We start from the raw sequence: 25,105 nt of genomic DNA on the forward strand, positions 1-25,105 counted from the left end.
TTTGTCGGTGTCGGGTCGTAGGCTGCCCGCCATGACCGATTCCACCGATCCGGACCGGCTGCACGCGGCGATGGCGGCCCGGGTCGACCGGGGTGACCTGCCCGGCCTGGTGACGGTGCTGGCCCGGGGTGGCGAGGCGCGGATCGACCCGATCGGGACGCTGACGGTCGGCGGCACCGCCCCGATGCGCGCCGACACGATCTTTCGGATCACCTCGATGACCAAGCCGGTGCTCGGGGTGGCCACCATGATGCTGGTCGAGGAGGGCCGGCTGGCGCTGGACGAGCCGGTCGACCGGCTGCTGCCCGAGCTGGCCGGGCGCGGCGTGCTGCGCCGGCTCGACGGCCCGCTCGACGACACCGTGCCGGCCGCCCGCCCGACCACCGTCGAGGACCTGCTGACCTTCCGGATGGGGCACGGCCTGCTCTTCGAGCCGAACTTCCAGCCTGGGTACCCGGTCGTCACCGCCGCCGACGAGTTGGGGCTGGCGATCGGGCCGCCCGACCCGCGCAGCCCGCACGATCCGGAGGAGTGGCTCCGCCAGTTCGGCACGCTGCCGCTGATGCACTCCCCCGGCGAACGCTGGCAGTACGACACCGCCGCCGAGGTGCTCGGCGTGCTGGTCGCCCGGGCCGCCGGCCGGCCGCTGCCGGAGTTCCTCGCCGACCGGATCTTTACGCCGCTGGGCATGGCCGACACCGGTTTCGTCGTGCCCGCCGGGCAGGCCGACCGGCTCGCCGGGCTCTACGTGGGTGATCCGGAGACCGGCGCGCTAACCGAGCGGGAGGTTTCGCGGCCGGCCGAGTGGGCGACGCCACCGGCCTTCCCGTCCGGCGCCAACGGCCTGGTCTCGACCGCGCCCGACTACCTGGCCTTCGCCCGGCTGCTGCTGCACCGAGGAGTGCACCAGGGGCGACGGCTGCTGTCGGAGAAGTCGGTGGAGCTGATGACCACCAACCAGCTCACGCCGGAGCAGATCGCCGCCGCCGGCCCGGTGCTCGACGGGTACGGCTGGGGCTACTGTCTCTCCGTCGCCGTCACCCCCGACGAGTCGTCCCCGATCCCCGGCGGGTACGGCTGGACCGGCGGCTACGGCACCTCCTGGTTCACCGACCCACACCGGGACCTGATCGCGATCGTGCTGACCCAGACCGTCGGCTTCCTGTTCGACGGCGGGCTCGCCGAGTTCCGCACGCTCGCCTGAGCAGGTCCCCGACTACTCAACCTGCCCGCTGCTCGATGCTCTCGAAGATGTCGGCGTCGGTCTCCCGCTGCCACGTTGGCAGGTCCGCCCAGTCCGCCACGTACGCCGGCTTCGGGTCGGGGAAGTGTCTGAAGATCTGGCCGATCCAGCAGAGCGCCACGAACCGACCCTTCTGCTCCCGGCTGAGCCTCGCGGTACGCCCGTCCGTGGCGGTGACGAAGGCCCGCACCTGCTCCTCGACCGCCGCCGCGCTGGCCCGCTCCCAGTCGGGGGTCTCCGCCCACGGCGCGACGTACCCCGGCTTCGGCTCACCCGGATAGTGCCGGTGGACACCGGCGATCCACGCCTCCCGGAAAGCCCGCCCCGGCTCGTCTGGCATCCGCTGCTCCCTCCTGTCGGTCCCCTCGGGTCACGCCCGGTCCGCCTCGGGGTCCGCGAACTGGCGGATCTCACGGTCGATCCGACCGACATGTCGGTCGATGGTGAATGGTCCCAACTGTCTCCGCAGCCCCTGGAGCCTACGGGTGAGGACACCTGATCCCGTCTGCCTGGCGACGACGAGCGCCGCGTCCGCGTACATGACCAGGCGGTCAGGGTCCCGGAGCTGCACCCCGACCTGGGCGAGATCGACGAGTACGCCGCCGTGCCGGCGAAGGGAGAGATCCTTGTCGAGGGCTTCCAGGAGAGCGGGCTCCGCGAGGTGCGGCCGGTGGAGCTGGGTGTAACAGGTGCCCCGTTGCTCCGCCAGGCGCGAGCCGTCGAACCGGAGCCACCCGCCGTTCTGGAACTGGCCGCCCAGTCCGGCCACCCGATCCGCCCGGTCGAGAGCACGCGCGCACGAGTCCAGATCGCCGACGCCAGCGGCGGCTTCCGCGACGACGGCGTCGATCCAGTACCTCGTGGAGAGCGCCGCGTCACCGCGCGCCGCCAACCGTCCGGCGCCGTCCAACAGCGGAAGAGCGTTCGCAGGCTGTCGCTCGTAGACGCTGATGAAGGCGTGCCTGGTCATGGCACAGGCCCACAGGTCGAAATCGGTCGCCTCCCGACCGGCGACGGCCGCCGAGACATAGCAGTTCGCGGCGTCGACATAGTGATTGCCGTCGAACAGCACTTCCCCGGCAAGTTGGAGAAGCTCGCTACTCAGCGCGGAAAGGCGGATGCGGGTCGCGGTACCGCGCGCTTCCCGCAACGCACGGAACAAGGTGTCGAGCTGGCGCGAAACGAGCGGCAGGACGGTGCTCTTGCGCTTTGCCGAGATGAAGGCCGTCCACAGTTGACGATTCACCGACCCGTACGCGTCCAGGGCCGCCGCGTCGAGCCGTCGCGGTTCGGCACCGACGTACTCCAGCCGGTCCAGGTCGAGCCGATCCTCCAGGCCAGCCGCCGTCAGAGCCGGTGCCGCAAGGCTCAGCAGGCGCAGTAGTTCGCGGCGGTGCATATCCTCGACCCCCGGTGATGTCTCACGGGCATGGTCCTTACCATCCCCACTTCCGCCTGCCTCGGAATGGCACCCGAACTGCGCGTCGGCCGCACCGCGAACAGGCTGCTCCGGCAGCTTGAACCAGAGTAGGCCGGCCGGGATGCCGAGTGTCCTCGCCCACTGCACGAGCCTGTCCAGGTCCTTTATCGCAGGCCCACCCTCGATTCGGCTCAACTGTGCCTGGGTGATACCCACCCAGCCGGCGACGATCTCCTGTCGAATGGTGCGACCGTGGAAGCGATGATGCCGATAGGCGGCGACGACCTGCCCCATGTGCCAGGTCGCGAGGGCGTCCCGCATCTCGTCCGTGTCCCAGAAGTTGGCGGGTACGTCCGGCGGGCCGGCCGCGAGACCACGTGTCTTCGACTGGCAGGCCGCGCACCGGTGCTGCTGGTTGTCTCGGGCCAGCCGCGTCCCACACCGGCAGTAGCGCACGGTCCGGTTGGTCATGGCTCTGCCCGACTCATCGTGGACGTGACCTCTTCACATCTACGGACGGCCTATCACTCTACGTGCATACAGCGATGCCGCCCATACATGTCACGCATACTCCGCTCGACACAGGACCGCCCGTCGCCAGGGCGCACCCTCGAAGGCACACATCGCCTGGCCAGCCGCACCGACCCGGGTCGGGCGGGCGGATGGCCCGAACGAGATGGAGGAGACGTGACCACCGACTCCGTGCCACATCCGCCCTGGTGTTCGGCGCCCTGCCCGGTCACCCCGGCCAACCCGACCGGTTCGCACATGTCCCGCCTGCACACCGTCGAACCCGTGGGTTCCGAGCCGCTCCGGCTCGCCGCGTTCGTCACCGGTCCGGGTCTGCCGAAGGGTACGCCCGCCACCGTCCTGGTGGAGGCCTACGACGACGCCGACGACCCGGACGAGCCGTACGCGGTACTCGTGCTGTCGCCGCGCCAGGCGGGCGGCCTGGCCGACGGGCTGCGCTCACTGGCCGGAATCACGCACACCGGTCGTACCGAACCGCGGGCGACCGATGGCCTGGCCCCGCCACCGGCACCAGAACCAGCACCGGTGGCCCGACGTTCCCTCACCATGGACGCGACCGTCCCCTCGGCGCCCTGAACCTCGCCGCAACGGGATGGGGGCGGCGACGCACGGGTCCTTCCGTGCGCCGCCGCCCCCATCTTGAGTCGGTCGGTCAGTTCGGGCTGAGGTAGCTGTGCAGCACGGTCGGCCGGTAGCCGATCGCCCAGACCTCGCTGTTCTTCGCGGCGAAGCCGGCGGCGTCCCAGCCGAAGATGATCGGCCGGCCGTCGTTGCCCGGCTCCCAGATCGCGTCGTAGCGGAGCGCGCCGGTGTTGGTCAGGTAGCTGCTCAGGTACTTCATCCGGTAGCCGCTGGCCCAGTGGTTGCCGTTCGCCTGCGCCAGTTCGTCCCAGGTCCCGCCGAGCAGGGTGGGTCGGGCGTCGGTGCCCGGCATCCAGATCCCGACGTAGCGGACGTCGGCGCTGAGCGGCGGGTTCTGCGGCACACCGGTCACCTGGACCAGCCGGTAGCCCTGGGCGCGCATCTTGGCGTCCTCGGCCAGCAGGCTGTCCCGGGTCCAGTCGACGACGTACCGCCGACCGTCGGTGCCCGGCTTGAAGATGGCGTCGTAGCGGAAGCTGCCACCGTGCGGGTAGCGGTTGATCCGCCACGGCCGCAGCCCCTGGCTCCAGTACGCGCCGACCTGGGCGAAGAACTGCTGCTCGGTCCAGCCGATCAGGACCGGGCTCGGACCGCTGCCCGGCTTCCAGATCGCGTTGTACCGCAGTTCCCCGTTCGCGCCCTTGACCATGGTCAGCGAGTCGATCCGCCAGCCCTGGTTGAACAGCTCACCGTTGTGGTGGAGCAGGTCCTGGGCCGCCCAGGTGTGCACCCAGGCCCGGTTGTCGCCGCCCGGTTCCCAGATCGCGTTGAACCGGACGACGGACGCCTGGGTCGAGACCCGGTCCGCCGGTTCGGCCGCTGCCGGCGCCACCGTCCCGGCGACGAGTGCCGCCACGGTCAGCAGTACGCCGAGCGCCACCGGAAGCAGCCGACGTCTCCGCCGGGTGAAGTTGCCGATCATGTTCGTGTCCCTCCCGCTGCTGCTGCGGGACCGCCGTCGGACCCGCTGTTTCGAGGTGTAGTCGGCGGAAGGTTGTCCGGCTTCGATGCGCCGCCCCGGACAATCAACTCCGGACGGCGCCACGATCGGTGGGCAGCAGCGGCGGACCACGGCCGCTGAAACTCCGGACGGCGTCCCGGCCGGCATGGAGCAGCGGCGGACCACGGCCGCTGGAACTCCGGTCAGCGGGCGGCCGGCAGGGTGACGGTGACGACCAGGCCGCCGCCGTCGCGGGGTTCGGCCGCCACCGTCCCGCCGTGTGCCCGGGCCACCGCCCGGACGATCGACAGCCCGAGTCCGGCACCGGCCGGGTTGGTGGCGAGCCGGTCGCCGCCGAGCCGCCGAAACGGTTCGAACAGGCTCGGGATCTCGTACCTGGGCACCACCGGCCCACTGTTCTCCACCCGTACCCGCACCGTGCCGGCCGGGCCGGAACCGCTGCTGACCCGTACCCAGCCGTGCTCGGCGACGTTGTGCCGTACGCCGTTCTCGACCAGGTTCTGCACCAGCCGTTCGAGCAGTACCGAACTGCCGGTGGTGGCCGCCTCGGCCGGCTCGGCGCGTACCCCGACCGGCCCCGGCGGCAACTGCCCGACCACGTGCTCCACCACGTCCGCCAGGTCCACATAGGATCGCTCGGCCACCTCGCCCTCCGACCGGGCCAGCAGCAGTAGTCCGTCGATCAACCGCTCGTGCCGGGCGTTGACGGCCAGCAGCGTGCTGCCGAGTTGACGCAGTTCGGGCGAGGCCGAGCCGGGGTCGACCATCACCTCCAGCAGGGTCCGGTTCAGGGTCAACGGGGTACGCAGCTCGTGCGACGCGTTGCCGATGAACCGCCGCTGACTGTCGAACGCCTGGTCCAGCCGGGCCAGCATCAGGTCGAAGGTGTCGGCGAGTTCCCTGATCTCGTCCGGCGGCCCGGTCAGCGCGATCCGCTCGTGCAGGCCACGGTCGGCGTCCGGGGCACCGGCGATCCGCCGGGCGGTCTCGGTCACCCGGTGCAGCGGCTGGAGCAGCCGGCCGGCGATCAGCCAGCCGAAGGCGGTCGCGGCGACCCCGACCACGACCAGCGCGATCCCGCCCTGGGTGAGCAGCGCCTCCAGGGCGTCCTGCCGGGCCAGCGCCGCCGCCCTGGTCACCTGCTCGACCTCGGTCGGCGACGGCAGCCCGGCCTCGCCGCCGAGCGCCGCACCGGTGGCGCCGTCGACCGCCGGCGGTGCTGTCGACGGGCCGTCGGGGACCGGCCCGGACCGGCTGACCGTGAAGGTGGAGTTCTGCGGCAGCCGCTGCGACATCAGGGCGTACGTCACGCCGAGCAGGAGCAGGCCGGCGAGCAGGAACAGTCCGCCGTAGACCAGGGTCAGCCGGCCTCGGATCGTCAGCCTGGCCGGCGAGAGACGCCTCACGGGATCCGGTACCCCACTCCCGGCTCGGTGAGCACGATCGGTGGGTCGCCGAGTTTGCGGCGCAGCTTCAGGACCGCCATCCGTACCGCGTGGGTGAACGGGTCGGCGTGCTCGTCCCACGCCTTCTCCAGCAGCCGCTCGGCGGAGACCGCGGCACCGTCGGCCCGGAGCAGCTCGGCGAGGACCGCGAACTCCTTGCGGGACAGCGGGACGTACCTGCCGTTCCGGTAGACCTCGCGGCGGTGCGGGTCGAGGCGTACCCCGGCACGTTCCAGCACCGGCGGCGCGGCCGACCGGGACCGGCGGCCCAGCGCCGTCACCCGGGCGGCCAGTTCCCGGAACGCGAACGGCTTCGGCAGGTAGTCGTCGGCGCCCAGGGACAGTCCGGTGACCCGGTCGTCGATCTCGGCGGCGGCGGTCAGCATCAGCACCCGGACCGGCGAGCCGTGCCGGACGATCGCCCGGCACACCTCGTCACCGTGTACCACCGGCAGGTCGCGGTCGAGCACCACCACGTCGTAGTCGTGTACGCCGACCCGTTCGAGCGCGGCACCGCCGTCGTACGCCACGTCGACCGCGTGGGCAGCCCGGCGCAGCCCCTGGGCCACCGTGTCGGCGAGCAGTCGTTCGTCCTCGACCAGCAGGATCCGCATCCGCCCATGCTGACCCGTACCGGGTAACCGCGGCGTCAACGCTTTCCGTGACGGCCGGGAAAGGCGGCACCGGCTCTACTTCGCGGTACGGCCGGCGCCGGGCCGGCCCGAACGGAGGTGGTACGACGATGCGGACCAGGATCGGCCTGCTGCTGGCCCTGCTGCTGGTGACCGGCGCGGCCGGCTGTGGCGGGACCGACCGGGAGCCGGGGATCGCCACGGCCGGCGGTCGGACCGCGAGCGCGGATGCCGGCGGCGGACCGGCCCCGGTGGACGAGGCGGACCGGGCCCGCCGGTTCGGCCAGTGCATGCGGGAGAACGGCGTACCGAACTTCCCCGACCCGGAGATCGAGGGCGGGGCGATCCGGATGCGGGCACCGGAGGGCGCGGACGAGGCGAAGTTGAAGGCGGCCCAGCAGAAGTGCCAGGAGTACCTGCCGAACGGGGGCGAGCCGCCGAAACTGGACCCGCAGGCGCAGCAGCGGATGCGGGAGTACGCCCGGTGCATGCGGGAGAACGGCGTACCGGGGTTCCCCGATCCCGAGGCCGACGGCGGGATCCGGATCCAGGGCGGGCCGGGCCTCGATCCGCAGTCGGAGGACTTCAAGGCCGCCGAGCGGGCGTGCGCGGGACATCGACCGACGCCGCCGGGCGGCTCGACGGCGGGCCCCCGGACCGACAGCCAGGGCTGACCGCCGCACCCCGGTTCGCCGAGGCGGCGTCCGCCGGGCTCGGCGAACCGGTGCCACCGGTCGCGTCGGGCGGGACAATGACTGGTCATGGAGCAACGCGTGCACTTCGTCACCGTCGCCACCCGGGACCTCGACCGGGCCCGCGACTTCTACGTCGACGGGCTGGGCTGGATCCCGACGCTGGACGTACCCGAGGAGATCCTCTTCTTTCAGGTGGCTCCCGGGCTGGTGCTCGGGCTCTTCGAGGCGGAGGCGTTCGCCGCCGACCTCGGTGCCGGAACGCCGGTGCTGCCCGCCCCCACCGGTTTCACGTTGTCGCACAACGTGTCGAGCCCGGCGGAGGTCGATCGGGTACTGGCGCAGGCGGCTGCCGCCGGGGCGACGCTGGTCAAGCCGGGTCAGTCGGCCGCGTTCGGCGGCTACCACGGCCACTTCTCGGATCCGAACGAACTGCTCTGGGAGGTGGCGTACAACCCGGGCTGGCAGGTCGCGGAGGACGGTCGGGTGTCGCTCGCCCCGGTCGAGGAGTAGGCCGGCGGTTGGCGTACCGCTGCCTGACCGCCACGACGTCGTGCCGGAGGTCGGCCGGCCAGCAGGTCTGGTGCGGAATTCGGCCGGGAACGAGGGCGCGGGGGGCCCGGGACAGGGCCCCCCGCAGGGAAGGGACGGCCGGCTGTGCGCAACAGCCGGGAAGACCGCTCCATCCGGTACGGGCCTCTCGCGGCGGCCTCGACCGGGCCGGTCTTCCTGGACGCGACTGGCATCACGTCCACCCTGTCCAACGAGCGCGCCCGCCCGACGGTAACGGCACAAACCAGGCGATCTTGGACGCCGGGGCGAGGGCTTACCGGGTGGATGTTGACGACTTGTCGTCGCGGGAGAACGACGACAAGTCGTCAAGATCGGCCGAGGGGCACCGTCAGGCGGAGAGCTTCTTCGCCAGGTTGTGGTCCAGGGCGGACATGAACTCGTCGGTGGTCAGCCACGGGGCGTCGCGGGAGATGAGCAGCGCCAGGTCCTTGGTCATCTGGCCACCCTCGACGGTCTCCACGCAGACCTGCTCCAGCGCCTCGGCGAACCGGCTCACCTCGGGGGTGCCGTCCAGCTTGCCCCGGTGCGCCAGGCCACGGGTCCAGGCGAAGATCGACGCGATCGGGTTGGTCGAGGTCTTCTCGCCCTTCTGCCACTGCCGGTAGTGCCGGGTGACAGTGCCGTGCGCCGCCTCGGCCTCGACCGTACGGCCGTCCGGGGTCATCAGCACCGAGGTCATCAGGCCCAGCGAGCCGAAGCCCTGCGCCACGGTGTCGGACTGCACGTCACCGTCGTAGTTCTTGCAGGCCCAGACGAAGCCGCCCTCCCACTTCAGCGCGGCGGCCACCATGTCGTCGATCAGCCGGTGCTCGTAGGTGATGCCGGCGGCGTCGAACTCCGAGGCGAACTCCGCCTCGAAGACCTCGGCGAAGAGGTCCTTGAACCGGCCGTCGTACGCCTTGAGGATGGTGTTCTTCGTGGACAGGTAGACCGGGTAGCCACGGTCCAGGCCGTACCGGAAGGAGGCCCGGGCGAAGTCCCGGATCGAGTCGTCGTAGTTGTACATCCCCATCGTGACGCCGCCACCGGGGAAGTTCGCCACCTCCATCTCAACCGGGGCGCCGCCGTCGGCCGGGGTGTAGGTGATGGTGACCGTGCCCGGCCCCGGCACCACGAAGTCGGTGGCCTTGTACTGGTCGCCGTGCGCGTGCCGGCCGATGATGATCGGCTTGGTCCAGCCCGGTACCAGCCGGGGCACGTTGGACATGATGATCGGCTCGCGGAACACCACGCCGCCGAGAATGTTCCGGATCGTGCCGTTCGGCGAGCGCCACATCTTCTTGAGGCCGAACTCCTCGACCCGGGCCTCGTCCGGGGTGATGGTGGCGCACTTCACGCCGACGCCGTGCTGCTTGATCGCGTTCGCCGCGTCGACCGTGACCTGGTCGTCGGTCTCGTCGCGGTACTGGATCGAAAGGTCGTAGTAGTGCAGGTCGACGTCGAGGTACGGCAGGATCAACTGATCGCGGATCTGCTTCCAGATGATCCGGGTCATCTCGTCGCCGTCGAGTTCTACCACCGGATTCGTAACCTTGATCTTCGCCATCGGGCGGCGCTCCTCTCCGGGACATCTGCTCTAGCAGTACGAGCGTACTGGAGAGCGATCAGGGGCCATACACTGCCTGCCATGCTCACCCGTTCCGTGGGTCCGGTCACCGTCGTCGCGCTGCCGGACGCCGAGGGGTTGTTCTTCCAGCCCCGCGCCGAGGCGTTCCCGACCGCCACCGCCGCACACTGGCGACTCGCCGACGAACGCGACCCCGAGGCGGTGACCGCCGACGGGCAGTGGCGGCTGCCGTTCCGCTGCTTCGCGCTCCGCGTCGACGACGGCCCGGCCGCCGGCCGGGTGATCCTCGTCGACGCCGGCATCGGCCCGGCCGACGCGCCCGCCCGGCACTGGGCCCCGGTGCCCGGTCGGCTGCCGGCCACCCTCGCCGCCGTCGGCATCGCACCCGAGCAGGTCGACACGGTGGTACTCACCCACCTGCACACCGACCACATCGGCTGGGCGGTCACCGGCGCGGCCGGTACGCCGTACTTCGGCAACGCCCGCTACCTGCTGCAACGGGCCGACATCGAGGCCGTACGCCGGAACGACCCGTCCGGGGTGGCCGGATACCTGCTCGATCCGCTCACCGCCGCCGGCCAGCTCGACGCGCTCGACGGCGACCTGCGGCTCGGCACCGGAATCCGGATCGTGGCCACCCCGGGGCACACCCCCGGGCACCAGTCGGTCTTGGTCGAACATGCCGACCAGAGCCTGCTGCTCACCGGCGACCTGCTGGTGCACGCGGTGCAACTGGTCGCCCCCGAGCTGCCGTACGTGCACGAGGACGACCCGGTCACCGCCCGCGCCTCCCGGGAGCGGCTGCTCGCCGAACTGGCCGCCCGGCCGACCGCCACGCTCGGCACCCCGCACCTGAGTACACCCTTCGTTCCGCTGTAGTACTGCTTCGAGTCGATTGTCGGGGGTGGTGTGCTTCGCCCCAGCTCAGCAGCATCGATGGCATGACTTCTCCGTACCCGTTCAGCCGCCGACGCTTCGTCTCGGCGGCCGGTGCCGCGACCGCCGGCCTGGTGGTCGGACCGATGCTGCTCAACTCCGAGGGCGCGGCGGCGCACATCCCGTCCAGCGCGGGCGGCCCGCTGCCGACCGGCCTCTTCACCCTCGGCGTCGCCTCCGGCGACCCGCTGCCCGACGGCGTGGTGCTCTGGACCCGGCTCGCCCCGCAGCCGCTGCTCGGCGGCGGAATGCCGGACCGGCCGGTGCCGGTGCACTGGGAGGTGGCCGAGGACGAGCGGTTCCGCCGGATCCGCTGCCGGGGCACCGCGCTGGCCTCCCCCGACCTGGCCCACTCGGTGCACGTCGAGGTCTCCGGACTGCGCCCCGACACGGAATACCACTACCGGTTCCGGGCCGGCCGGGAGATCTCCCCGGTGGGCCGGACCCGGACCGCGCCGGCCGCGCACGCCCGGCCCCGGCGGCTCCGGTTCGCGTTCGCGAGCTGCCAGGACTACCAGGCCGGGGCGTACACGGCGCACCAGCACCTGGCCGAGGAGGATCTCGCCTTCGTGGCGTTCCTCGGCGACTACATCTACGAGAACCGGCCGAACCCGGCCGCGTACCGGGTGCACCAGGGCACCGACGAGCCGTACTCGCTTACCGACTACCGCAACCAGCACGCCCAGTACAAGACCGATCCGGATCTGCAACGGGCGCACGGGGCGTTCCCGTGGGTGGTCACCTTCGACGACCACGAACTGGACAACAACTGGGCCGACGAGATCCCGCAGGACCCGGCGCTCCAGACCCCGGAGGCGTTCCGGGAGCGGCGGAAGGCGGCCTTCCAGGCGTACTACGAGCACATGCCGCTGCGCCGGTCGGCCCTGCCGCGCGGCCTCGACCTGCGGCTGTACCGGCGGCTGCGGTTCGGCGACCTGGCCACCGTGCACGTACTGGACACCCGGCAGTACCGCAGCGACCAGCCGGCGACGCTGGCCGACGCGCAGAACCCGGAACTGTCGATGACCGGGCCGGAGCAGGAACGCTGGCTGGTGCACGGGCTGCGTAGCGCCGGCAGCCGGTGGAACCTGCTGGCCAACCAGGTGATGTGGGCGTCGAACGACCGGCAGGCCGGCCCCGGGCAGACCTTCGACCTGGACAACTGGGACGGCTACCGGGCACAGCGCCGCCGGCTGCTGGAGTTCTTCGGCTCCGGCCAGGTGGCCAACCCGGTGGTGCTGACCGGGGACCGGCACTGCACCTGGGTCTGCGACCTGAAGCCGGACTTCGACGACCCGGCCTCGCCGGTGGTCGGTGCCGAGATCACCGGTACGTCGATCACCTCGGGCGGCAACTCCGACACCGCCGCCTTCCACCGCACCTACGACCCGATCATGGCGGAGAGCCCGCACTGGAAGTACATCGACAACCAGCGCGGCTACGTCGTCTGTGACGTGACCCCGGAACGGATGCTCAGTTCGCTCCGGCTGGTGGACACCGTCTGGGCGCCCACCGCCACCGTCCGGACCGCCGCCGAGTTCGTGGTGCTGGCCGGCGAGCCGGGCATCTCGGTGGTCAGTCAGGAGGCCCCGGCCGCCACGACCGTCGCCCGCAGCCGCGCCACGGCCGGCCCGGTCTATCCGGTGACGGAGCACCAGGACTCGTTCCCGCTGCGCTGACCGACGCCGGAACGGCAGACACGGAACGGGGCCCGGCGACGTACTCGCCGGGCCCCGCCTCGTCAGCGGTGGATCACATGTTGGCGACGTCGCCCTGCTTGGCCCGGACCGCCTCGGCGGCGGCCTTCAGGCTCTCGATCTCGTCCGCGTCCAGCGGCGTCTCCACGATCCGGCGTACGCCGTCCCGGCCGATCTCGGCCTCGACGCCGAGGTAGACGCCGGAGATGCCGAACTCGCCGTCGACCCAGGCACAGACCGGCATGACCTCGCCGGAGTCGGTCGCCACGGCCCGCGCCATCCGGGCGGCGGCGGCCGACGGCGCGTAGTACGCCGAACCGGTCTTGAGCAGTGCGACCACCTCGGCACCGCCGTTGCGGGTCCGGACGACCAGCTCCTCGATCTGCTCGGCCGGCATCACGTCGCGCAGCGGCTTGCCGTCGACGGTGCTGCGGGACGGCACCGGCACCATGGTGTCACCGTGCGAGCCGAGCGTGAGGGTACGCACCGAGCCGACCTTCACGCCGAGCGCCTCGGCGACGAAGTTGGTGAACCGGGCGGTGTCGAGCATGCCGGCCTGGCCGAGCACCCGGTTGCGCGGGAACTGGGTGGCGAGCTGGGCCAGCGCGGTCATCTCGTCCAGCGGGTTGGAGACGACGATGACCACGGCGTTCGGGGCGTACTTGGCGACGTTCTCGGCGACCTGGCGGACGATCCGGGCGTTGGTCTCCAGCAGGTCCATCCGGCTCATGCCCGGCTTGCGGGGCAGCCCGGCGGTGATCACGACGACGTCGGAACCCTCGATCTGCTCGTAGCCCTCGCCGTTCTTGCCGGTCGTCACGCCGACGACCTTGGTCTCGAAGCCCTCGACCGGACGCGACTGGTTGAGGTCCAGCGCGAGGCCCTCGGGCTTGCCCTCGATGATGTCGGTGATCACGACAGTGTCGAAGACGTCGTACTCCGCCAGGCGCTGCGCGGTCGTCGAGCCGTAGAAGCCGGCACCGACTACGGTGACCTTTTTGCCCATGGTCGTCCCACTCCCTGCTACCCGTCTGGTTATTTCCGGACGGTATCAGTCAGGAGTGTTCGGTTCTGGCCAGGGGCGGAATTACCAGGGGATCGCTCACATCCCGGCTCGGCCGGCTCCCCCGCATCCGGTGGCGTCAGCACGCGACCCGAAACGGGCGGTCAGCTCGACCCAGGTGAGGCGTCGGCGCGACCCGGAGTGGGAGCAGGCGCAATCCGGAGTGGCTCGCCGGCGCGACCGGAGTGCGGGGTCAGCTTCGCCCGGCCGACTCCAGGTCGGCCTCGGCCCGCTCGACGACGTTGGCCAGCAGCATGGCCCGGGTCATCGGGCCCACCCCGCCCGGCATCGGCACCAGCGCGCCGGCCACCTCGGCGACCTCGGGTCCGACGTCCCCGGTGTAACGGCCCTTGCCGTCCGCGCCGATCACCCGGGTGATCCCGACGTCCACCACCACCGCACCCGGCCGGACCATGTCGGCGGTGAGCAGCCCCGGCACCCCGGCCGCCACGATCACGATGTCGGTGGACCGGGTGTGCGCGGCCAGGTCGAGGGTGCCGGTGTGGCAGAGCGTCACGGTGGCGTTCTCGCTGCGCCGGGTCAGCAGCAGCCCGAGCGGCCGGCCGACAGTGTTGCCCCGGCCGACCACCGCCACCTCGGCGCCGCGCAGCGGCACGTCGTGCCGGCGGAGCAGCTCGACGATGCCGCGCGGGGTGCAGGGCAACGGGCCGGGATAGCCGAGTACCAGCCGGCCGAGGTTGACCGGGTGCAGCCCGTCGGCGTCCTTCTCCGGGTCGATCATCTCCAGCACCCGCTGGGTGTCCAGGTGGATCGGGAGCGGGAGCTGCACGATGTAGCCGTGGCAGGCCGGGTCGGCGTTCAGGTCGGCGACCGTGGCGTCGACCTGCTCCTGGGTGGCGTCGGCCGGCAGCTCGCGGCGGATCGAGGCGATACCCACCTCGGCGCAGTCCCGGTGCTTGCCGTCGACGTACGCCTGGGAGCCGGGGTCCTCGCCGACCAGCACGGTGCCCAGCCCTGGCACGACGCCCCGCTCGGCCAGCGCCTTCACCCGCTCGCGCAGTTCGTCCTTGATCGTTGCCGCGGTCGCTTTGCCGTCGAGAAGGGTGGCCGTCACAGCCAGATCGTCTCACGCGGTACGGCCGGCCGGCCCGGCACCCGGCTGGTCGGTGCCGGATCGGCCACTCGGCCAGCCGATGATCGGCCGGGCGACCAGCATCAGATGCTAACTATCCGTAACCGTGTCTTTAGTCACGCTAAGTAAGATCTTGTGGAGTTGTCCACATTATGGAAGACACGATCAGGGCGAATCAGGACTAATCTCTGACGACGAGTTGTCGGCCTCACAACACCGAACCAACCCTGTTCGTACCTATAAATCCCCGATGACCGAATCTGCACTTAACCCGCAGCAGCGATCCGTTAGCAGCTCAGATCGGATATGTGCAAGTGCTGTGCGCCGGCTGTGTTACTGACTCGTAATCATTCAGTTTGGCCGCAGGTACTGCTACGACCTACCTTTGCCGAGCGTTGCACAGCGTTACCTCAGTGTGGGGACGACTGCTCAGCGTAAGGAGACGAGGAGGCTCAATGCAGGTTCGTAGGCTCGCTGCCTGGACCGCCCTCCCCCTTGCCGCGACCCTCGGCCTCGCGGCCTGTGGCGGCGGCGGGGACTCGGGGGAGAGCGACCCGAATGCGACGGTTTCGATCCAGATCGCGGAACCGCAGCACCTGATTTCGACAAACACCAACGACTCAAGCGGTAACCAGGTGCTGTCCGCCCTGTTCGCCCCGCTGGTCGACTACGACGAGCAGAACAAGCCGTTCGAGGTCGCCGCGGAGTCGGTGAACTCGACCGACAACCTGACCTGGACGATCAAGCTGAAGGACGGCTACACCTTCCACAACGGCGAGAAGGTGACCTCGGACAGCTACCTCAACGCCTGGAACTACGGGGCGTACGGGCCGAACGGCCAGGGCAACAGCTACTTCTTCGAGAAGATCGCCGGCTTCGACGACCTCCAGTCGAAGGACCCGGACGGCGACGGCCCGCAGAAGGCGCCGGAGCCGAAGGCCCAGACCCTGACCGGGCTGAAGAAGGTCGACGACCTGACCTTCACGGTGACGCTGGCGAAGCCGTACAGCGAGTTCAAGACGATCCTGGGCTACACCGCGTTCTACCCGCTCCCCGAGGCGGCCTTCTCCGCACCCGGCGTGATCAAGGACGGCTACGAGGACGCCCCGATCGGCAACGGCCCCTTCAAGATGAAGGGCACCTGGCAGCACGACGCCAAGGTCGAGGTCGAGCGGTACGACGCGTTCCCGGGCGACAAGCCGAAGATCGCCGGTGCCGAGTTCCGGATCTACCAGCAGCTCACCGCCGCGTACGCGGACGTGCTGTCGGACAACCTCGACGTGGACGTGACCGTACCGACCGAGAACCTGAGCACCGCGGCGACCGACCTCGGCGACCGGTTCCAGCAGAGCCAGAACTCGTCCTTCCAGTTCGTGGCCTTCCCCACGTTCCAGAAGGAGTTCAGCAAGCCGGACGTGCGCAAGGCGATCTCCATGGCGATCGACCGGGACGAGATCACCAAGTCGATCTTCAAGGAGTCGCAGATCTCGGCGCGCTCCTTCGTCTCCCCGGTGGTCGCCGGCTACCGCGACGACACCTGCGGCGAGGCGTGCGAGTTCAACCCCACCAAGGCCAAGGAGCTGTACCAGGCCGCCGGTGGACCCGCCGAGCTGAAGATCACCTACAACGGTGACGGCGGGCACAAGGACTGGGTCGACGCCACCTGCAACCAGCTCAAGACCAACCTGGGTGTGGACTGCGTCGGTGCCGCCGAGCCGAAGTTCTCCGACCTGCTCACCAAGGTCGAGGGCAAGCAGCCGGTCGGCCTGATCCGGATGGGCTGGCTGATGGACTACCCGTCCATGGAGAACTACCTCGGCCCGCTGTACACCACCAACGGCTCGTCGAACTACTACGGGTACAGCAACCCGGACTTCGACCGCCTGGTGCAGGAGGGCACGACCGCCGCGACCCCGGACGAGGCGGTCAAGAAGTACCAGCAGGCCGAGGACATCCTGGCCACCGAGATGCCGGTGATCCCGCTCCGGTTCGGCCAGAACGTCTACGCGCACTCGACCCGGGTCAAGAACGTCGAGGTCGACCTCTTCCAGGTCGTCGACATGACCAAGATCGAGGTCGTCAGCTGAGCTGACCGACGGCCGGTCCGGGCCACCCGGTGATCGCTGGGTGGCCCGGACCGTTCGGCACCAACCGCGCCCCTGCCATCCCACGGGGCGCGCGCCCCTGCCACCCCACGGAGAGTAAGCAAGCATGTTCCGCTACATCGTGCGGCGCCTGCTTCAGATGGTCCTGGCGTTCTTCGGGACCACTCTGATCGTCTACGCGCTGATGTTCGCCGGACAGGGTGATCCCATCCAGGCCCTCGCGGGCGAGCGCCCGGTCAGCGCGGCGCAGCGGGCGTACCTGACCGAGAAGTTCCACCTCGACCAGACCGGCATCGGCGGGTTCTTCTACCGCTACTTCGACTACGTCGGCAACCTGCTCCGGGGCGACCTCGGCGACTCGCTGACCGGCCGGAAGATCGGCGACATGCTGGCACAGGCCTGGCCGGTCACCGTGAAACTGGCGATCATCGGCCTGCTGGTGGCGATCCTGGTCGGCGTCACCGCCGGAGTCATCGCCGGGCTCCGCCGGGGCGGCATCTTCGACAACGCCACCCTGGCGCTCACCCTGCTGGTGCTGGGCATCCCGACCATCGTGCTGGCGCCGCTCGCCCAGTACTTCCTCGGCGTCAAGCTGCCGCTCTTCCCGCCGACCGCCGGCGCCGAGCCGAGCATCTACGCCCTGCTGCTTCCCGGGATCGTGCTCGGCTCCCTGTCGCTGGCCACCGCGCTACGGCTGACCCGTACCTCGGTCGCCGAGAACCTGCGCTCCGACTACGTACGCACCGCGAAGGCCAAGGGCATGTCGGTCCGGCGGATCGTCAGCGTGCACGTACTCCGGAACTCGCTGATCCCGGTGATCACCTTCCTCGGCGTCGAACTCGGCAACCTGATGAGCGGCGCGATCATCACCGAGGGCGTCTTCAACATCCCCGGCGTCGGGTTCAACCTCTTCCGCGGCATCAGGACCGAGGACGGCCCGCTGGTGGTCGGCCTGGTCAGCGTGCTGGTCGTGGTCTATCTGGTGTCGAACCTCGTGGTGGACGTCCTCTACGCCGTCCTCGACCCCCGCATCCGGTACGAGTGAGGGATCAAGCATGAGTGAGCTGGAAACCGTCGCCGCAGCCGAGCTGTCCGGCGGCAAGGCCGGGTCGGCCGACCCGGCCGCCCGGCCGCGCAGCCTGGCCGGCGACGCCTGGCGCGACCTGCGCCGCAACCCGATCTTCTGGATCTCCCTGGTACTGGTCCTGGCGGTCACCGCGATGGCGGCCTTCCCCGGCCTGTTCACCTCGAACGACCCGCACGACTGCACGCTCGCCCGGCAGCACGCCGGCCCCGGCGGCGGTGCCCCCTTCGGGTACGACTTCCAGGGCTGCGACATCTACGCCCGCGCCGTCTTCGGAGCCCGGGCGTCCCTGCTGGTCGGCGCGTTCTCGGCGCTGCTCACCGGGATCATCGCGATCACCGTCGGCATGCTCGCCGGCTACTTCGGCCGGTGGGTCGACGCAGCGCTGTCCCGGGTGATCGACGTGGTGCTCGGCATCCCGCTGCTGCTGGCCGCGATCGTGATGCTCAAGCGGATCAGCAGCGACAGCCCGAACATCCGGATCATCGCCGTGATCTTCGTACTGGCGATCCTCGGCTGGACCACCGCCGCCCGGGTGATCCGGTCCTCGGTGATCAGCGCCAAGCAGCAGGACTACGTGGCGGCGGCCCGGATGCTCGGCGCCGGCAACGGCCGGACCATGTGGCGGCACATCCTGCCGAACTCGCTGGCCCCGGTGATCGTGGTGCTGACCATCGCGCTCGGCTCGTTCATCGCCGCCGAGGCGACGCTGTCGTTCCTCGGCATCGGCCTGAAGGCCCCGACCATCTCGTGGGGCATCGACATCGACGCCGGCCGGACGCACATGCGGGAGTCGGCCGTGGCGCTGGTGGTGCCGTCGACCTTCCTGGCGCTGACCGTACTGGCCTTCATCATGCTCGGCGACGCGATCCGCGACGCCTTCGACCCGAAGCTGCGGTGATCACATGTCCGTGAACGTGAACGAGCGGAGCGGGCTCGCCGACCGGCGACCGGCCGGCGACGACGGCGGGCACCTGCTGGAGGTACGGGACCTGTTCGTCGAGTTCCGCACCCGGGACGGCGTGGCCAAGGTGATCAACGGCGTCTCGTACCACCTGGACGCCGGGGAGACCCTGGCGGTACTCGGCGAGTCGGGCTCCGGCAAGTCGGTGACCGCCCAGGCGATCATGGGCATCCTGGACATGCCACCGGCGGTCATCCCGTCCGGGCAGATCCTCTACCGGGGTACCGACCTGCTGAAGCTGCCCGAGGAGGAGCGTCGGAAGGTACGCGGCAAGCAGATCTCGATGATCTTCCAGGACGCGCTCTCCGCGCTGAACCCGGTCTTCCCGGTCGGCTGGCAGATCGGCGAGATGCTGCGGCTGCGCGAGGGGCTGTCCCGGGCCCAGGCCAAGCGCCGGGCGATCGAGCTGATGGAACTGGTCAAGATCCCGGCCGCCCGGCAGCGGATCGGCGACTACCCGCACCAGTTCTCCGGCGGCATGCGCCAGCGGGTCATGATCGCGATGTCGCTGGCGCTCGACCCGGCGGTGCTGATCGCCGACGAGCCGACCACCGCGCTGGACGTGACCGTGCAGGCCCAGATCATGGACCTGCTCGGCGAACTGCGCCGGGACCTGAACATGGCGATGATCCTGATCACCCACGACCTCGGCGTCGTCGCTGACGTGGCCGACCGGATCGCCGTGATGTACGCCGGCCGGATCGTCGAGCACGCCGACGTGCACTCGCTGTACGAGGCGCCGGCACACCCGTACACCAAGGGGTTGCTGGAGTCGATTCCCCGGCTCGACCTCAAGGGGCAGCGGCTGACCACCATCAAGGGCCTGCCGCCGAACCTGATGCGGATCCCCAGCGGCTGCCCGTTCCACCTCCGCTGCCCGTACGCCCGGCAGGAGTGTGTCGACGTCGTACCGGCCGTCCGGTCGCTCGGCGGCGACCGGACCAGTGCCTGCCACTTCGCCCAGGAGGTCATCGATGGCCGTCTCTGATCCGAGGAACCCGCGGTCCGGCGCCGGACCGACCGCACCGGTCAAGCCGCGCGGCGAGACGGTGCTGCGGGTCGAGAACGTCGTCAAGCATTTCCCGATCAGCCAGGGCATCGTCTTCAAGCGGCAGATCGGCGCGGTCAAGGCGGTCGACGGGGTCAGCTTCGAACTGAACCGGGGCGAGACGCTCGGCATCGTCGGCGAGTCCGGCTGCGGCAAGTCGACCCTGGCCAAGCTGCTGATGCGGCTGGAGACGCCGACGTCGGGCCGGGCGATGCTGGAGGGCCGGGACATGTTCAAGCTCTCCGGCGCGGAGTTGCGCCGGATGCGCCGGAACGTGCAGATGGTCATGCAGGATCCGTACACCTCGTTGAACCCCCGGATGACGGTCGGCGACATCATCGGCGAGCCGTTCGACATCCACCCGGACGCGGCGCCGCGCGGCGCCCGCCGGCAGCGGGTGCAGGAACTGCTGGAGCTGGTCGGGCTCAACCCGGAGCACATCAACCGGTACCCGCACCAGTTCTCCGGCGGGCAGCGGCAGCGGATCGGCATCGCCCGCGCGCTGGCGCTCAAGCCCGAGATCATCGTCTGCGACGAGCCGGTGTCGGCGCTGGACGTGTCGATCCAGGCCCAGGTGATCAACCTGCTGGAGAGCCTCCAGGACGAACTCGGGCTCTCCTACATCTTCATCGCGCACGACCTGTCGGTGGTGCGGCACATCGCCGACCGGGTCGCCGTGATGTACCTCGGGAAGATCGTGGAGATCGGTACCGAGGACGAGATCTACGAGCGGCCGACGCACCCGTACACCCAGGCGCTGCTCTCGGCGGTGCCGGTACCGGACCCGAAGGCCCGGGCACACCGCGAGGTGATCCGGCTGGACGGCGACGTGCCGTCCCCGGCCAACCCGCCGTCGGGCTGCCGGTTCCGCACCCGGTGTTGGAAGGCACAGGACATCTGCGCCACCCAGGAGCCGCAACTGGTACTCCGGGCCGTCGAACCGCACCCGTCGGCGTGCCACTTCGCCGAGCTCAAGCAGCACGTCGTCTCCTGACCCGGGTCGGGCCAGGAGGGAGAAAGACCGACCGGACGGCAGGACCGTACCGGGGCGGATGGACGCCGAGCGCCCGGCAGCACCGAGCGCGCGGCGGGGGTGGAGAGCCCGGGAACCACACAATGGTTTCCGGGCTCTCGTCCTACATGGCGCGAAGAGTGATCGTGACGCTGACCCTGGCGGTGCTGCTGGCTCCGCTGGTCGGCTGCGGTGCCGAGTCCCCGACCGGCGCCGGCCCGAACGGTGCGGCCCCGCCGGGAACCGGCCCGGAAGCAGCACCGGGGAGCGGCCCGGGAGCAGGCTCGGGGAGCGGACCGGGCTCGGGGAGCGGACCGGGCTCGGCGCCGGGGAGCGGGCCGGGGTTGGTGGCCGCCACCTGCCCGGCCACCAACGGCATCGCCAACGAGGTGCAGGGGGTCGCGGAGGCCGGGCACTCGTTCTGGGGACTGCTGTTTCCGCGCGGCGGCCCGGACCTGAACAGCGGCCGGGACGAGAAGATCGTCTGGCGGATGACCGGCTCCGGCACCTTCAGCATCCGGGCCACCGGCCCGGGCGGGGCCACCGTCGACCCGGTCTGGGGCCCGACCCAGCACGACGGCAGTACCTGGACCAGGCCGGGTGACGAGTGGGGCACCGGGTGGAACTTCCCCACCGCCGGCTGCTGGACGGTGGCGGCCAGCCGATCCGGTGGCACGACCGGCAGTGTGGTGCTGCGGATCGGCTGACCGGCTGCGTGTCACGAACTGGCTGACCGCCAGCGTGTGGTGTGCGGGTCGGCTGACCGCCAGCGGGCTACGGGTCGGCTGACCGGCGGCGTGCCGCAGGGCGGCGGGCCCGCTGGCCGGCGGTCCGGGGTCGGCCGTCGAGTCGTCGGACAACGACGTCGTGGCCGGGATCGCGCGGCGCGGCCGGCCGGCCCGACGGGGCACGGCCGGCCGCGGACCGCCGTCAGTGGAAGAAGTGCCGGGTACCGGTGAAGTACATGGTGATCCCGGCCGCGTTGGCCGCCGCGACGACCTCCTCGTCGCGTACCGAGCCGCCGGGCTGGACGACCGCCCGGACCCCGGCGTCGATCAGCACCTGGAGCCCGTCCGGGAACGGGAAGAAGGCGTCCGAGGCGGCGACCGCGCCACGGGCCCGGTCGGCACCGGCCCGGGACACCGCGAGGTGCGCCGAGTCGACCCGGTTGACCTGACCCATCCCGACCCCGACGGTCGCCCCGTCGCTGGCCAGCAGGATGGCGTTGCTCTTCACCGCCCGCACCGCCCGCCAGGCGAAGGCCAGGTCGCGCAGCGTCGCCTCGTCGGCCGGCTCACCGGTCGCCAGCCGCCACGCGGTCGGATCGTCGCCCGCCGCGTCCACCCGGTCGGCCATCTGCACCAGCGCGCCCCCGCTGACCGGGCGCCACTCCGCCGGGTACGGCGCCCAGGCGGGCGCGCGCAGCAGCCGGATGTTCTTCTTGCCGGAGAGTACGTCGACCGCACCGGGCTCGAAGTCGGGTGCCACCAGTACCTCGGTGAAGACCTCGGCGACCTGCTGCGCCATCTCGACCGAGACCGGCCGGTTGACCGCGATCACCCCGCCGAACGCGGAGATCGGGTCGCAGGCGTGCGCCCGGCGGTGCGCCTCGGCCACGTCGGCGCCGACCGCGATGCCGCACGGGTTGGCGTGCTTGATGATCGCCACCGCCGGCCGGTCGGCGAAGTCGTTCGCCGCCCGCCAGGCCGCGTCCGCGTCGACGTAGTTGTTGTAGGACATCTCCTTGCCGTGCAACTGCTCCGCCTGGGCCAGCCCGGGCGGGGACGCCGGGTCGACGTAGAGCACCGCCGCCTGGTGCGGGTTCTCGCCGTACCGCAACGGGGTGGGCCGGGTCAGCACCTGACCGGCGAAGGCCGGCCACTCCTGGTCCTCCGGGCCGGTACGCACCGCGAACCAGTTCGCCACCGCCACGTCGTACTCGGCGATGTCGGCGAAGGCGCGGGCGGCGAGCTGCTGGCGCTGCCCGGCGCTGAAACCGCCGTCGGCCAGCGCCGCCAGCACCGACGGGTACGCCGACACCGACGTCACCACCGCCACCGACGCGTGGTTCTTGGCCGCCGCCCGGACCATCGCCGGCCCGCCGATGTCGATCTGCTCGACGCAACTGTCGAAGTCCGCGCCGGACGCGACCGTCTCGCTGAACGGGTAGAGATTGGACACCAGCAGGTCGAAGGGCGCGATGCCGAGGTCGGCGAGCTGCGCCGCGTGCTGCTCCAGCCGCAGGTCGGCCAGCAGTCCGGCGTGCACCTTCGGGTGCAGCGTCTTGACCCGCCCGTCGAGGACCTCGGGGAACCCGGTCAGCGTCTCGACCGGGGTGACCGGCATCCCGGCCCCCTCGATGGTCGCCGCGGTGCTGCCGGTGGAGACGATCTCGACACCGGCCTCGTGCAGCGCCCGGGCCAGCTCGACCAGCCCGGTCTTGTCGTAGACGCTGACCAGCGCGCGCCGGATCGGCCGCCGGCCGTCCGCCCCGGAACTCCTGTCGCTCACTCCGATCGTGACCTTCCTTCCAGTGATCGTCCAACCCTCCCGGAGCAGCCGGCCGACCTGCGTGACGAGCTGCCGCCGCTCGGCCACCTTGATCCGCTCGGTGAGGGTCTCCTCGTCATCGTCGTCGAGTACCGGCACCGCCACCTGGGCGATGATCGGGCCGGTGTCCACACCGGCGTCGACGAAGAACAGCGTGGCCCCGGCGAGTTTGACTCCGTAGCCGAGGGCGTCGCGCGGGCCGTGCATGCCGGGAAAGGCCGGCAGCAGCGAGTTGTGCGTGTTGACGTACCGGTCGCCGAAGGCCGCCAGGAAGTGCGCGCCGACCAGCTTGAGGAAGCCGGCCGAGACGACCAGGTCGGGCCGGTGTTCGGCGACGTGCGCGGTGAGCGCCCGGTCCCAGTCCTCGCGGGTCGGGTACGCCTTGACGGAGTCGACGAAGGTCGGTACGCCGGCCGCGGCGGCCCGGTCGAGCCCGGCGATACCGTCCCGGTCGGCACCGACGGCCACCACCCGGACGCCGTACGCCGGATCCGCGCTGGCATCGAGCAGCGCCTGGAGGTTGCTGCCGGAGCCGGAGACGAGGACGACGACGCGGGCTGCCGACACGGGCTCAGTCACCCCAGCACCCTACCGGGCAGGTCAGCCGGTCCCTCCGGCGGCGCGACCCGATTCCGGCGGCGGCCGGCGGCGTCGGTCACGATCCGGCATGTCGGGCGGCCGGCGGGCCACCCAAGTGGCGCTGATTAGGTACGCTGCCGGACGCTCGGAGTGTTGACGCAGGCGTCGACCACCCCGGGAGATAGACCCTCAGTTATCCCTCACATGCGCGCAGTGCAGGCCAAGGAGCCCAACAAAAATGCAGCCCGGTTACCCCTCACACCCCCCGCAGCAGATCAACAACAACATGACGATGTCCATCGTCTCGATCTTCCTCTTCTGGCCGCTGGCCATCCCGGCCATCATCAACGCCTCGAAGGTGAACCCGCTGCTCCAGCAGGGCAACTTCGCCGAGGCACAGGCCGCCGCCGCCGAGTCCCGCAAGTGGTCGAAGTTGGCACTGATCATCGGTATCTGCATCTGGGCGGTGTCGCTGATCTGCTGCATCCTCAGCTTCGTCCTCAGCAACTCGGCGTCGAGCGTCTAGAACCCGACGCCGAGCGTCTAGTCTGAAAGTCCTGTCGAAGGAGTCTTGTCATGCAGCCCGGCTACCCAGGCCAGGACCCGTACGGGCAGCCGTCGGATCCACACGCACCACCACCCCAGGATCCGTACGCGCAGCCGCAGCAGCCCACCTCCGGGCAGCCGTACGGGCATCCGACCTCGGGTCAGCCATACGGCCAGCCGCCCACCTCGGGTCAGCCGTACGGCCAGCAGCCGACCTCGGGTCAGCCCTATGGGCAGCCGCCCACCTCGGGTCAGCCGTACGGGCAGCCGGCCTCCGGGCAGCCGTACGGGCAGCCGCAGTACCAGGACCCGCAGCAGCCGTACGGGCAGCCGCAGTACCAGGACCCGCAGCAGCCGTACCAGGACCCTTACGGGCAGCAGCCGATGCCGGGCCAGCCCTACGGCGCGACAGCCGGCTACCAGACCGGCGGGTACGCCCCGGCCGGCGGGCAGAACAACACCCTCGGCCTGATCGCGATGATCGTCGGCATCATCTCGATCCCGGCGGCGTGCTGTGCCGCGCTGGGCATCATCGCCGGCATCGCCGGTATCGTGCTCGGCTTCCTCGGCCGGGGCAAGGCCAGCCGGGGTGAGGCCAGCAACGGAGGTCAGGCCCTGGCCGGTCTGATCTGTGGCGCCGTCGGCCTGCTGCTCGGGGTGCTCAACGTGATCCTGGCGGTCGCCATGAACGTGAACGGTTGGACCTACACGCCGTGACGACC

Annotated in this window: 23 protein-coding genes; 14 read left to right on the top strand and 9 right to left on the bottom strand. The window is 70.7% G+C overall.

From position 1 onward, the window contains the following. Positions 1-31: 31 nt before the first annotated feature. On the top strand, positions 32-1,204 hold the full coding sequence (locus Pen02_RS22085; protein WP_203867991.1) for a serine hydrolase domain-containing protein: 1,173 nt from the start codon (positions 32-34) through the stop codon (positions 1,202-1,204). Between the two features lie 16 nt (positions 1,205-1,220). Here Pen02_RS22085 and Pen02_RS22090 read toward each other — a convergent pair whose 3' ends face one another. Next, on the bottom strand, positions 1,221-1,583 hold the full coding sequence (locus Pen02_RS22090) for a hypothetical protein (RefSeq protein ID WP_203867992.1): 363 nt from the start codon (positions 1,581-1,583) through the stop codon (positions 1,221-1,223). 30 nt (positions 1,584-1,613) lie between these two features. After that, positions 1,614-3,134 (bottom strand): helix-turn-helix domain-containing protein, encoded by a 1,521-nt coding sequence (locus tag Pen02_RS41910; RefSeq protein WP_239141079.1) that lies wholly within the window; start codon positions 3,132-3,134, stop codon positions 1,614-1,616. 216 nt (positions 3,135-3,350) lie between these two features. Here Pen02_RS41910 and Pen02_RS22100 point away from each other — a divergent pair, with 216 nt between their 5' ends. Beyond that, positions 3,351-3,770 carry a hypothetical protein gene (locus Pen02_RS22100; RefSeq protein WP_203867993.1) on the top strand — a complete coding sequence of 140 codons (420 nt, stop codon included), beginning with the start codon at positions 3,351-3,353 and terminating at the stop codon, positions 3,768-3,770. Positions 3,771-3,846: 76 nt separating this feature from the next. Here the strand turns inward: Pen02_RS22100 and Pen02_RS22105 are convergent, their stop codons facing one another. The 3 genes from Pen02_RS22105 to Pen02_RS22115 all read right to left on the bottom strand — a co-directional run bounded on the left by Pen02_RS22105 (position 3,847) and on the right by Pen02_RS22115 (position 6,856). Continuing rightward, a complete protein-coding gene (locus tag Pen02_RS22105; protein ID WP_203867994.1) occupies positions 3,847-4,758 on the bottom strand; it encodes a hypothetical protein in 912 nt (303 codons plus the stop codon). Between the two features lie 221 nt (positions 4,759-4,979). Beyond that, positions 4,980-6,203: a sensor histidine kinase gene (locus Pen02_RS22110; protein ID WP_239141081.1), complete on the bottom strand. Its 1,224-nt coding sequence runs from the start codon at positions 6,201-6,203 to the stop codon at positions 4,980-4,982. After that, positions 6,200-6,856 (bottom strand): response regulator transcription factor, encoded by a 657-nt coding sequence (locus Pen02_RS22115; RefSeq protein WP_203867995.1) that lies wholly within the window; start codon positions 6,854-6,856, stop codon positions 6,200-6,202. The genes Pen02_RS22110 and Pen02_RS22115 overlap by 4 nt, the downstream gene beginning before the upstream one ends. 128 nt (positions 6,857-6,984) lie before the next feature. On the opposite strand from Pen02_RS22115, the gene Pen02_RS22120 reads away from it, so the two are divergent. Both Pen02_RS22120 and Pen02_RS22125 read left to right on the top strand, forming a co-directional pair. Then, entirely contained in the window at positions 6,985-7,548 is a 564-nt protein-coding gene (locus Pen02_RS22120; RefSeq protein WP_203867996.1) for a hypothetical protein, read from the top strand. Positions 7,549-7,635: 87 nt separating this feature from the next. Then, positions 7,636-8,079 (top strand): VOC family protein, encoded by a 444-nt coding sequence (locus Pen02_RS22125; RefSeq protein ID WP_203867997.1) that lies wholly within the window; start codon positions 7,636-7,638, stop codon positions 8,077-8,079. 388 nt (positions 8,080-8,467) lie between these two features. Here the strand turns inward: Pen02_RS22125 and Pen02_RS22130 are convergent, their stop codons facing one another. After that, positions 8,468-9,685, bottom strand: coding sequence for an NADP-dependent isocitrate dehydrogenase (locus Pen02_RS22130; protein ID WP_203867998.1), 1,218 nt, complete (start codon positions 9,683-9,685; stop codon positions 8,468-8,470). Between the two features lie 81 nt (positions 9,686-9,766). Here Pen02_RS22130 and Pen02_RS22135 point away from each other — a divergent pair, with 81 nt between their 5' ends. Then, on the top strand, positions 9,767-10,585 hold the full coding sequence (locus Pen02_RS22135; RefSeq protein ID WP_203867999.1) for an MBL fold metallo-hydrolase: 819 nt from the start codon (positions 9,767-9,769) through the stop codon (positions 10,583-10,585). A gap of 62 nt (positions 10,586-10,647) precedes the next feature. Next, positions 10,648-12,321: an alkaline phosphatase D family protein gene (locus tag Pen02_RS22140; RefSeq protein ID WP_203868000.1), complete on the top strand. Its 1,674-nt coding sequence runs from the start codon at positions 10,648-10,650 to the stop codon at positions 12,319-12,321. Between the two features lie 73 nt (positions 12,322-12,394). Here the strand turns inward: Pen02_RS22140 and mdh are convergent, their stop codons facing one another. Together mdh and Pen02_RS22150 are read right to left on the bottom strand one after the other, a co-directional pair. Further along, positions 12,395-13,345, bottom strand: a complete 951-nt coding sequence (gene mdh, locus Pen02_RS22145; RefSeq protein ID WP_203868001.1) for a malate dehydrogenase — start codon at positions 13,343-13,345, stop codon at positions 12,395-12,397. Between the two features lie 250 nt (positions 13,346-13,595). Further along, positions 13,596-14,477: a bifunctional methylenetetrahydrofolate dehydrogenase/methenyltetrahydrofolate cyclohydrolase gene (locus Pen02_RS22150; RefSeq protein ID WP_203868002.1), complete on the bottom strand. Its 882-nt coding sequence runs from the start codon at positions 14,475-14,477 to the stop codon at positions 13,596-13,598. A gap of 473 nt (positions 14,478-14,950) precedes the next feature. Between Pen02_RS22150 and Pen02_RS22155 the strand changes: the two genes are divergently transcribed. The 6 genes from Pen02_RS22155 (at position 14,951) to Pen02_RS22180 (ending at position 21,415) form a co-directional block, all read left to right on the top strand. Beyond that, on the top strand, positions 14,951-16,582 hold the full coding sequence (locus Pen02_RS22155) for a peptide ABC transporter substrate-binding protein (protein WP_203868003.1): 1,632 nt from the start codon (positions 14,951-14,953) through the stop codon (positions 16,580-16,582). A gap of 124 nt (positions 16,583-16,706) precedes the next feature. After that, entirely contained in the window at positions 16,707-17,645 is a 939-nt protein-coding gene (locus tag Pen02_RS22160) for an ABC transporter permease (protein WP_203868004.1), read from the top strand. Positions 17,646-17,655: 10 nt separating this feature from the next. Next, positions 17,656-18,585, top strand: a complete 930-nt coding sequence (locus tag Pen02_RS22165; protein WP_203868005.1) for an ABC transporter permease — start codon at positions 17,656-17,658, stop codon at positions 18,583-18,585. A gap of 4 nt (positions 18,586-18,589) precedes the next feature. Then, a complete protein-coding gene (locus Pen02_RS22170; protein ID WP_203868006.1) occupies positions 18,590-19,636 on the top strand; it encodes an ABC transporter ATP-binding protein in 1,047 nt (348 codons plus the stop codon). Further along, the gene (locus tag Pen02_RS22175; protein WP_203868007.1) at positions 19,623-20,690 is read left to right on the top strand and encodes an ABC transporter ATP-binding protein; all 1,068 of its coding nucleotides are present in this window, start codon (positions 19,623-19,625) and stop codon (positions 20,688-20,690) included. Before Pen02_RS22170 ends, Pen02_RS22175 begins: the two co-directional genes overlap by 14 nt. Before the next feature lie 164 nt (positions 20,691-20,854). Next, entirely contained in the window at positions 20,855-21,415 is a 561-nt protein-coding gene (locus Pen02_RS22180; RefSeq protein ID WP_203868008.1) for a hypothetical protein, read from the top strand. A 223-nt stretch (positions 21,416-21,638) separates the two neighbouring features. Here the strand turns inward: Pen02_RS22180 and purH are convergent, their stop codons facing one another. Then, positions 21,639-23,837, bottom strand: a complete 2,199-nt coding sequence (gene purH, locus Pen02_RS22185; RefSeq protein WP_239141083.1) for a bifunctional phosphoribosylaminoimidazolecarboxamide formyltransferase/IMP cyclohydrolase — start codon at positions 23,835-23,837, stop codon at positions 21,639-21,641. Between the two features lie 238 nt (positions 23,838-24,075). Between purH and Pen02_RS22195 the strand changes: the two genes are divergently transcribed. Both Pen02_RS22195 and Pen02_RS42595 read left to right on the top strand, forming a co-directional pair. Beyond that, complete coding sequence (locus Pen02_RS22195; RefSeq protein ID WP_203868009.1) at positions 24,076-24,363, top strand: CD225/dispanin family protein; 288 nt, start codon at positions 24,076-24,078, stop codon at positions 24,361-24,363. Between the two features lie 50 nt (positions 24,364-24,413). Then, positions 24,414-25,100 carry a DUF4190 domain-containing protein gene (locus tag Pen02_RS42595; protein WP_203868010.1) on the top strand — a complete coding sequence of 229 codons (687 nt, stop codon included), beginning with the start codon at positions 24,414-24,416 and terminating at the stop codon, positions 25,098-25,100. Positions 25,101-25,105 lie beyond the last annotated feature (5 nt).

This window comes from Plantactinospora endophytica (genome assembly GCF_016862915.1).
In the GTDB taxonomy this organism is placed as follows: domain Bacteria; phylum Actinomycetota; class Actinomycetes; order Mycobacteriales; family Micromonosporaceae; genus Plantactinospora; species Plantactinospora endophytica.

What these genes read in the sequence shown, in the direction of transcription:
- Pen02_RS22085 (WP_203867991.1), top strand. Translation starts at nt 32, where the DNA reads ATGACCGATTCCACCGATCCGGACCGGCTGCACGCGGCGATGGCGGCC.
- Pen02_RS22090 (WP_203867992.1), bottom strand. Translation starts at nt 1,583, where the DNA reads ATGCCAGACGAGCCGGGGCGGGCTTTCCGGGAGGCGTGGATCGCCGGT.
- Pen02_RS41910 (WP_239141079.1), bottom strand. Translation starts at nt 3,134, where the DNA reads ATGACCAACCGGACCGTGCGCTACTGCCGGTGTGGGACGCGGCTGGCC.
- Pen02_RS22105 (WP_203867994.1), bottom strand. Translation starts at nt 4,758, where the DNA reads ATGATCGGCAACTTCACCCGGCGGAGACGTCGGCTGCTTCCGGTGGCG.
- Pen02_RS22115 (WP_203867995.1), bottom strand. Translation starts at nt 6,856, where the DNA reads ATGCGGATCCTGCTGGTCGAGGACGAACGACTGCTCGCCGACACGGTG.
- Pen02_RS22120 (WP_203867996.1), top strand. Translation starts at nt 6,985, where the DNA reads ATGCGGACCAGGATCGGCCTGCTGCTGGCCCTGCTGCTGGTGACCGGC.
- Pen02_RS22125 (WP_203867997.1), top strand. Translation starts at nt 7,636, where the DNA reads ATGGAGCAACGCGTGCACTTCGTCACCGTCGCCACCCGGGACCTCGAC.
- Pen02_RS22130 (WP_203867998.1), bottom strand. Translation starts at nt 9,685, where the DNA reads ATGGCGAAGATCAAGGTTACGAATCCGGTGGTAGAACTCGACGGCGAC.
- Pen02_RS22135 (WP_203867999.1), top strand. Translation starts at nt 9,767, where the DNA reads ATGCTCACCCGTTCCGTGGGTCCGGTCACCGTCGTCGCGCTGCCGGAC.
- Pen02_RS22140 (WP_203868000.1), top strand. Translation starts at nt 10,648, where the DNA reads ATGACTTCTCCGTACCCGTTCAGCCGCCGACGCTTCGTCTCGGCGGCC.
- mdh (WP_203868001.1), bottom strand. Translation starts at nt 13,345, where the DNA reads ATGGGCAAAAAGGTCACCGTAGTCGGTGCCGGCTTCTACGGCTCGACG.
- Pen02_RS22155 (WP_203868003.1), top strand. Translation starts at nt 14,951, where the DNA reads ATGCAGGTTCGTAGGCTCGCTGCCTGGACCGCCCTCCCCCTTGCCGCG.
- Pen02_RS22160 (WP_203868004.1), top strand. Translation starts at nt 16,707, where the DNA reads ATGTTCCGCTACATCGTGCGGCGCCTGCTTCAGATGGTCCTGGCGTTC.
- Pen02_RS22165 (WP_203868005.1), top strand. Translation starts at nt 17,656, where the DNA reads ATGAGTGAGCTGGAAACCGTCGCCGCAGCCGAGCTGTCCGGCGGCAAG.
- Pen02_RS22170 (WP_203868006.1), top strand. Translation starts at nt 18,590, where the DNA reads ATGTCCGTGAACGTGAACGAGCGGAGCGGGCTCGCCGACCGGCGACCG.
- Pen02_RS22175 (WP_203868007.1), top strand. Translation starts at nt 19,623, where the DNA reads ATGGCCGTCTCTGATCCGAGGAACCCGCGGTCCGGCGCCGGACCGACC.
- Pen02_RS22195 (WP_203868009.1), top strand. Translation starts at nt 24,076, where the DNA reads ATGCAGCCCGGTTACCCCTCACACCCCCCGCAGCAGATCAACAACAAC.
- Pen02_RS42595 (WP_203868010.1), top strand. Translation starts at nt 24,414, where the DNA reads ATGCAGCCCGGCTACCCAGGCCAGGACCCGTACGGGCAGCCGTCGGAT.